The organism is Vibrio sp. 10N.247.311.49 (genome assembly GCF_041467655.1).
Taxonomy (GTDB): Bacteria; Pseudomonadota; Gammaproteobacteria; order Enterobacterales; family Vibrionaceae; genus Vibrio; species Vibrio crassostreae_C.
On sequence record NZ_JBFSVA010000039.1, the window covers coordinates 20,712 to 28,501 of the forward strand.

Below are 7,790 nucleotides of genomic sequence, written 5' to 3' on the forward strand. Positions count from 1 at the left end.
AAACGTAAGGAGGCGCTATGCCATTTCTTCGTACCCTTGTGCTTGCTTTTTTGATTCATGCCGCCAGCGCACACGCTGCCATGCAAAACCAATATGCCCTAGTGTTCTTTTTTGAAAGCACCTGCCCGTACTGCCATAAGACCGCCCCTAAAATCACTCGTCTTGGCGAGCGATTTCAATTGCCGGTTTACGCCTTCTCTGTTGATGGGCCGGGCCTTCCAGGGTTTGAGGTCCCTATCCCTGTCACACCAGAGATAGGCAAGACCTTTTTCCCAGGCCAGGGAAAAACGGTCATGCCTGCGACCTTCTTAATGAACGTGAACAGCCGTAAGTTCTCACGTCTGAGCATTGGAGACGTACCAGAAAGCACGCTTGCCCAAAGCATTCAGAACGCCCTTAACGATCCGCGAGTGCAGGAGGCTCTCCAATGAAGCGCTCACTTTTCCACCACTTGTCCACCGTTGCGGTGAATAAGCGAGTTATTCCTTTATTTCTCATCAGCTTATCAGGCGTAAGTCACGCCGACACCAACCACTCGCTGGCCCGCTTTTTTGATAACTCAGGGTACAACGCCAACGTCTCAACCCCGACGGCTTACCAAGGGCAATCGGCCAACTACTACACCGGTGGCAGTTTGTTTGTGCGTAATCAAATTGTCGATGCACAGTTGGTCAGCGTCACTGTCCCCTCCATCAGTACCGGGTGCACTGGCATTGATATGTTTATGGGGGGATTTTCACACATCAGCTCAGACCAACTGGTGAAACTGGGCAAAGCCATTATTCATAATGCCCCTCCTTTTATTGTCAACTTAGCCCTGCAAACCTGGGCACCGCAGCTCAAGCAAAATCTGGATAATCTCCAAGCCAGGCTCGACAAATATCTCAATCAATCGGTGAACTCTTGTGAAGCCGCGCAAGCGTCCATCGGTGGACTGGCCGCCTTTGCCGCTCCTGCTACCAAAAAGCATGTCTGCGCGACGCTTGGTACACAAAACAACGCCTTCTCAGATTGGGTTCAAGGGCAGCAGGAATGTGGCGCAGGAGGCAAAGCAGCGGGTCAGCTAAAGGACGCCAAAAAGGATCCAGCCCTGAAAGACATGACCCAAACCAATCACAACGTGGTCTGGTCTGCGATCATGAATAACGCTTTTTTGTCCTCCGACAAAAATCTAGCGCAATTCATGATGAGTTTGTCAGGCTCTTACGTGTACGACAAAGACGGCAATCCGCGTTATTACCCTAGCCTTTTGACCGACAACAACAACCTCGTCAACGTGCTGCTCGAAGGGGGCAAGGCTGACGTTTATCAGTGTCGCAAAACAGGCCCAGATGCGTGCATTACCATTACCAAGCGTAATAACTTATCCATAAGTCAAACTAACGGCATACAAAACCAGATACGCAAACAACTGGAATCGATACTGCAAAAGATAGCCACCGACCAAAGACTCACGCGTCAACAAGAGGGTTTTCTGGAGCTGATTCAAACGCCGGTACTCAAGTTCTTTATTGACGACTTATCCGCCAATCAAACCCCCGATACCAGCAACTACTCGCGAATGATAGCGGTGGAGCTGCTTAATCAGTACCTCGTGAGCATGTTAAATGTTGCCCGCCAATCCTTGGCCAACACCAACAACAGCCAGGATGACATCGCCCTCATCACTCGTGATATCGATAACGCCAAACGCTTTACCGCGGGGCTGGCTGAGAATGCCATTGAGGCGCTCAACAACCGCAATCAACTGATTGACTCGCAAAGAAAGACCACGCAGCAAAGCACAAAAGAAATCAGCACGACCACCAAACCTACCCCGGCTTATGGGAACTGACCTATGATACTCGAATATTACACTTACACTTCCGGCGAAGTGGTCAACAAAGCCTTTAATGCGCTGGCCACTTTTTTTAGAACCAATACCTTTGGGGATTACTTACAGATGTGCATGATGCTGGGGCTTATCACCAGTTTGTTTATCTTCATGCTGTCACGTAACCCCAAAGACCTCATCAAATGGATGGTGGTGTTCTTTGCCGTACCCCTGTTTCTTATCAACATGAAAGCCGACATGCTCATCATTGATAAGACGCAACCGGGTAAGGCTTACAAGGTGGATAATGTCCCTTACCTCGTGGCCGTGCCTACTTACTTTTTCTCTTCTATCATGGTGGGGATGGCCGAAGGTGTGGAAGGCATTTTCACCACCTCCGACGATGAGCGTTATGGTCGTACTGGGATGTTGTTTGGCTCGGAGCTGTATCAGCTCTCAAGACAATCCAGAATCAATGAGCTGGCACTACAAAAACTCTGGCGAGACTACTTTCATAACTGCATGATTGGGGATGTGAGAATCAATGGGAAATACACCTGGGATGAACTCTTTACCGCCCCTGATATTTTTGCCTTTTTAGACGGCGTTAGGCAAAGCCCGTTGCGCGCCCTTTATCTTGATGAGGGCGGCGGCCGAAGCACCTACAAGCGATGTGAAGAAGCTTACCCTATCATCAAGCAGCGCTTTGATGATGCCGCCAATAAAAACATGAGCTTGTTAGCGCATCAATTGCTTGGCAAAGACGCGGACCGTTATAAGCCGCAAGTGGTGCAGTCACTCACCCGCAGCTACGACAAATTTTTTAGAATGAGTACCAGCGCGTCCAGCACCATCAAACAAAACATGCTGATGAACGAGCTACGCTACAACCTTGATAGCCTTGACCCAACGCAAGCTGCGCTCAATTACGCTTATACCACCAATAAACTGCAAACCACCTCAATGTGGGCGTCATTAGGTTTGATGGCAAGAGAATACTTGCCGATGCTCCATACCATGATGTTTATGTTGTTCGCGTGCCTAGGCTTCTTTGTTGCAGGTGCCGCGGTCATTCCTGGCTTGACCATGATGGTGTTAAAAAACTATTTTGGGACGTTTGCCTTTTTGGCCACGTGGCCAGCCTTGTTTGCCATCATCAACGGCTTTCAGCTTTGGGGACTGGAATCTCTGTCTACGGATGTCTCGGGGAAGTTCGGGGGGCTAGTGCTTTCCAACGCGAATGCCGCGGATGAGCTTCACAGCCGCTTCGCCTGGATCACGGGTATCTTGATGATAGGCGTCCCTATGATAGCCAAAGGCATTTTAAAAGGCGGTCAAGAAGTCATGTCGAGCATGAACTACCAGCTCTCGAGCATGATTAACTCGACCAATGCCAGAGCGAGCGCTGCAGCGTCCACGGGTAATCTGGATTTTGGCAGTATGCAGATTGACAACCACAGCATGAACAACACCCATGCCAATAAGTTTGATACCAATACCCTCGCCAACCAAGGTCACAGCTACACCCAAAACCCAGACGGCTCGGTGACCACACAACACGGAGATGGGCGCACCACCTACGACAGCTCACAAACCACCAGTCGCGGCAACATCAGCGCCAACACGCAAAGCATGCTGCAAGAGAGTGTGGCGAATGCCCGCAATCAAACGCAGCAAAACCTTGAACAAACCAGTACCCAACTGAGTCAAACCCTCCAAGGAGGCGCGGCGCTGAGCGACCGCTGGCATGATAGTGTGGGTAAAAACCTGGCTTACGGTGAAGGCAGCACCAGTGGCTTTAATACTCAAGTCAGCCAAGGTATGAATGACATGCAAACGGCGGTTGACAGCGTGATTCAACAAACGGGTTGGACGAAAGACCAATCACAAGCTTACCTGCAAAGTGTCTATGGCGGCTTCGAGGGCGGCGTAGGCACCGGTAAAGGGGCATCGCCATTCAATTTAGGCGCCAGTGGCGGCGTGAAATGGTCTGATGATGAACGTACGGCTTACAGCAAGATGAATACCGAGCAAAAGCAGCAGCTTGAGCAAGCCACGCAGCAATACACCGAAGGGGCCAATGCCGTGACCAGTGCCGGCACGCAGGTGGACAATAAAGACACCCGAACTTCGGTTGAGCAGTTTGCGCATGACTTTGCGATTAACGCCAGCAACACCAAGTCTCTTGGTGTAAGTGCCATGCAAAGCCAATCGGACTTGAACGCCCTCTCGAATACTCAAACGCGCCTCGACTCTGGCAGTGCCAGCTTTACGGCCAACGCGATTCAAGGCTTCCAGAATTACTTGGAAAAAGACATAGGATTAAACCAACCAGACGTCCAACGCCTAATGACCGCTTACCAACCGGAAGATATTGCTGATGCTAAAAAGTCTTGGCAAGAATACACACGCACTGAAGAGTTCACCACCATGGCGGGACTCGATGGTGACACGGCGAAGATTGTGGCAACAATGGAGAAAGCGCATGAAACCACCACCCCAACCCAACAACCAGAACTGACACCCGAGCAAAACAACACGATGGAGAAAGGATGGGCTAGTACCGTCGATACCGTGGCACACACCCGCACCGAGATGCTGCATACCAAGGGAACGGGCGGACTCTTTAATCAAGCGCGCTTTGATGGGGTTACCGATGATGTAAAACTTCAACAAGAGGAAGCGCAGAAACCCATCATCAAACCTGAGCCGATGATTGAACTGACAGTCAAGTCGCAGGTAGAAAAGGAGATCACTAGACCCGAAAGGACGGAATACGTCACCTCCGACCAAGCCTATCCTGCGGTGCCAAGATACACACAAAACTCGAAAGAATAATACTTAACTAGGTGCATAAAAAAGAACTTTATGTACCGCCTAAATACTGGTATTATGATCAGGTATCTAGAGGGAGAATGACCATGAAAACAGTCTTACCATTACTGCTGCTTACCTGTGCGAGCGTGCAAGCTCAACCCCACTCTCCCGAGCTCACTCAACTGCTGAGCGAGATACACGAGCAGTACGAACTCGCAATGATAAATAAAAGACCATATTCCCAAAACCTGCCGGACATCACCAAACTGCCCTACTTCTTGCAGCACATTGACGAGACGGACACCGTGGAGTCCATACGCTTAAACGCCTACCTACAAGGTTTGCATACTGCGTATTTTGACAATGCCTATAATCAAAAACAGCTAGGCGGAGGAAGCTGGTTCTGTATGCGCGATACAATGGCACTCGATCCAAGGCGCCACCCTGAGTTCCTTGAAGATATGATCTGGATGGTACTTGAGAAAACCGCCAAAAACGATCCGCAGAAGTTCAGACGAGCAAACTATGCAGGGTCCTTCGGCGTTGATATTTCAATGATTATTAACTACGGCTTACAAACCGAATACCCTTGCTACAGCCCTATCCCTAAATCGTTACAATTTAACGGCTGGAAATATTAATCTCGGCATAGGATATCCATCGAGAGTGAATGTAATTTCAGGTATAAGGCCAGTACGAGAGAGTAGGAACGGGTTAAATGTCTTTATTCTAGACTAGGTATTCATTGGCCGCTGCTTGGGCACAAAAACGTTCCTTTAACCCCTTATATAGCCCAAGAAAGTATTACGTTCCTGTTTCCATGAGTAGCAAGCAATAAAGTATCCTCTTAAAATGGCAGCGATCGCATCGGTACGCTGCTATTCGTTCTAATGAATCATTAGAGTAGTAGCTCTAGCTCATTTCTGCCCGTGCGACCTGAAGTCGTATGAAGCGTTGTTCACCACGACAAGAGTGAACCATCTGTATCACCAGATGACCCTAAGATCCTGAATAAAGTAGCGGATCTGACAATGTAACGAAACTTGGCCGTTAGGCTGAGTGGGAACAAAATCGTGAGAGGATGTTCCTCCTGAAAACCACAATTCGGGTAAGTGCTAGGGAGTCAATATGATGAACGTATGTGAATCCATTAAAGGTGCGTCATATGATGAAGCAGCGGAAGTGGTTAATACGCTGTGGCCAAAACGGCAACGAGAGTCGGAAAGGAGTTGGGCATTGGCCTTTCGTGATCAAAGTACTCTCCGCACTAGAGTGGGCATCTAAGTTGACATTTTACGTAACATACGGAACAGGGTAAGCCTGTATCGCTCCCTATGGGAAAGCCCTTGTGGCCGATAGTGATGCGGGTAAAGGAGGTCGGAGAAAGCGAAGGCTGCATTGTAACGATGCAGATACAGACTCGTGTCTGGTCACGAAAGTGAGCCCACTTCCGACTGGTCTTTCGTTGCGAGAGAGTTTGAAGAACTTTATTTAAGGAGAAACGCAAATGATGATTTCTAAAGAGATTAGTGCCTCTCCTGACAGTGCTCAATGGCAGTCTATCGACTGGAAACCTATTGAGTCGCATGTATTAAAGCTTCAGATGCGTATCGCAAAGGCAACTAGAGAAGGTAAACACGGTAAAGCGAAAGCCTTGCAGTGGATACTAACCCATTCTCGCTCAGCCAAGCTTCTTGCAGTAAGGCGAGTATCTCAAAATAAAGGTAGTAAAACGTCTGGAATAGATGGTGTCATCTGGAACACAGATGCACGCCGCATAAAAGCAGTTAATCAATTGAGTCGAAAGGCGTACAAAGCCCAACCGCTCAAGCGTATCTACATCCCTAAAAAGAACGGCAAGCTCAGACCATTAGGCATTCCATGCATGATTGACAGAGCGCAACAAGCCCTCCATCTTCTTGCATTAGAGCCTATATCGGAAATGCTTGCTGACCCTAATAGTTATGGATTTAGGCCAAATCGCAGTACTGCCGATGCAGTTGGGCAGTGTTTCAAATGTTTGGCATTAAAGAAATCAGCTAAATGGGTACTTGAAGGGGATATTAAAGCTTGTTTCGACAAGATCGGCCATCAATGGCTTCTTGATAACATCGTTATTGATAAGAGAATGTTGGAACAATGGCTAAAATCTGGCTTTATGGACAAAGGTCTGTTTTATCGCACCGATGAGGGAACACCGCAAGGTGGGATAATATCACCAACCTTGATGCTAATGACTCTTGCTGGACTTGAGCAGCATATTAAGTCTACGGCCCTCAAAAAGGGTAGTAGAGCCAATTTCATTGGATACGCCGACGATTTCGTCGTCACCTGCGCTTTAAAGGAAGTGTTGGAGAACGATATCAAACCGTTGATCGCTGAATTTTTAGCGGAAAGAGGCTTAACATTATCCGAAGAGAAAACGCACATTACACACATCGATAACGGCTTTAACTTTCTAGGGTTCAATCACAGAAAGTACAAAGGGAAATTGCTCATTAAACCGAGTAAATCTAACACATTGCTGTTCTTGAGCAATCTGCGCGAACTCATCAAAAAGCATGCAACAACCTCTGTAAACGATCTTATCAAACTGATAAATCCGAAATTAAGGGGTTGGGCTAATTATTATCGCCATTGCGTGGCTAAACAGGTATTCGGATATGTAGGTCATAAGCTATTTCTTGCATTATGGTACTGGGCAGTGAGGCGTCATCCGACAAAATCCAAAACTTGGGTGGCCCTTAAATACTTCGTCAACCGAAAAGGCCAATGGCATTTTCATGGTTGGCAGAAGATCATGGATATGGATTGCCAGTTCAATCTCTTCCAAATAGCCAAAGTACCGATCGAGAGACATGTAAAAAATCCGAAGTGCAGCGACACCATATGACCCTCAACACCAAGAATACTTGGCTAAGAGAAAGTCAAAAAGGCAAGCTCGCAACTCTTGGAAGGAGCCTACTCTCGCTGCTTTATAAGTTGCTGGGTATCAAACGATGCCTTCGTGAAGGCTTGAGCCTAGTGCAGTGAAAGTTGCACGCTGGGTTCTTAGGGGGACGGCACTTGGTAACAAGTGTCGTCTACCCGACCTAAATTGGTTTCGCCAAAAAGTCTGCATTCACAGTCGAGTGGTTTTTGGCCTAATAGAACTAATCTG

The 7,790-nt window shown here is 48.1% G+C and carries 4 protein-coding genes and 1 pseudogene; all 5 read left to right on the plus strand.

What is annotated here, in order from left to right; all coding sequences use genetic code 11:
* The first annotated feature begins 17 nt into the window (after positions 1-17).
* The 5 genes and pseudogenes from trbB to ltrA all read left to right on the plus strand — a co-directional run bounded on the left by trbB (position 18) and on the right by ltrA (position 7,611).
* Positions 18-431: a type-F conjugative transfer system pilin assembly thiol-disulfide isomerase TrbB gene (gene trbB, locus AB6E54_RS21885; protein WP_016800100.1), complete on the plus strand. Its 414-nt coding sequence runs from the start codon at positions 18-20 to the stop codon at positions 429-431.
* A complete protein-coding gene (locus AB6E54_RS21890; protein WP_016800101.1) occupies positions 428-1,834 on the plus strand; it encodes a conjugal transfer protein TraH in 1,407 nt (468 codons plus the stop codon). Before trbB ends, AB6E54_RS21890 begins: the two co-directional genes overlap by 4 nt.
* 3 nt (positions 1,835-1,837) lie before the next feature.
* Entirely contained in the window at positions 1,838-4,651 is a 2,814-nt protein-coding gene (traG, locus tag AB6E54_RS21895) for a conjugal transfer mating-pair stabilization protein TraG (protein ID WP_229648364.1), read from the plus strand.
* Between the two features lie 83 nt (positions 4,652-4,734).
* Positions 4,735-5,271, plus strand: coding sequence for a hypothetical protein (locus tag AB6E54_RS21900; RefSeq protein ID WP_229648365.1), 537 nt, complete (start codon positions 4,735-4,737; stop codon positions 5,269-5,271).
* A gap of 866 nt (positions 5,272-6,137) precedes the next feature.
* A pseudogene (ltrA, locus tag AB6E54_RS21905) lies at positions 6,138-7,611 on the plus strand (group II intron reverse transcriptase/maturase).
* The last annotated feature ends 179 nt before the right edge of the window (positions 7,612-7,790 follow it).

Excerpts from the sequence above, each read along its gene's own strand:
- AB6E54_RS21900 (WP_229648365.1), top strand. The coding sequence starts at position 4,735 with ATGAAAACAGTCTTACCATTACTGCTGCTTACCTGTGCGAGCGTGCAA.
- trbB (WP_016800100.1), top strand. The coding sequence starts at position 18 with ATGCCATTTCTTCGTACCCTTGTGCTTGCTTTTTTGATTCATGCCGCC.
- traG (WP_229648364.1), top strand. The coding sequence starts at position 1,838 with ATGATACTCGAATATTACACTTACACTTCCGGCGAAGTGGTCAACAAA.
- AB6E54_RS21890 (WP_016800101.1), top strand. The coding sequence starts at position 428 with ATGAAGCGCTCACTTTTCCACCACTTGTCCACCGTTGCGGTGAATAAG.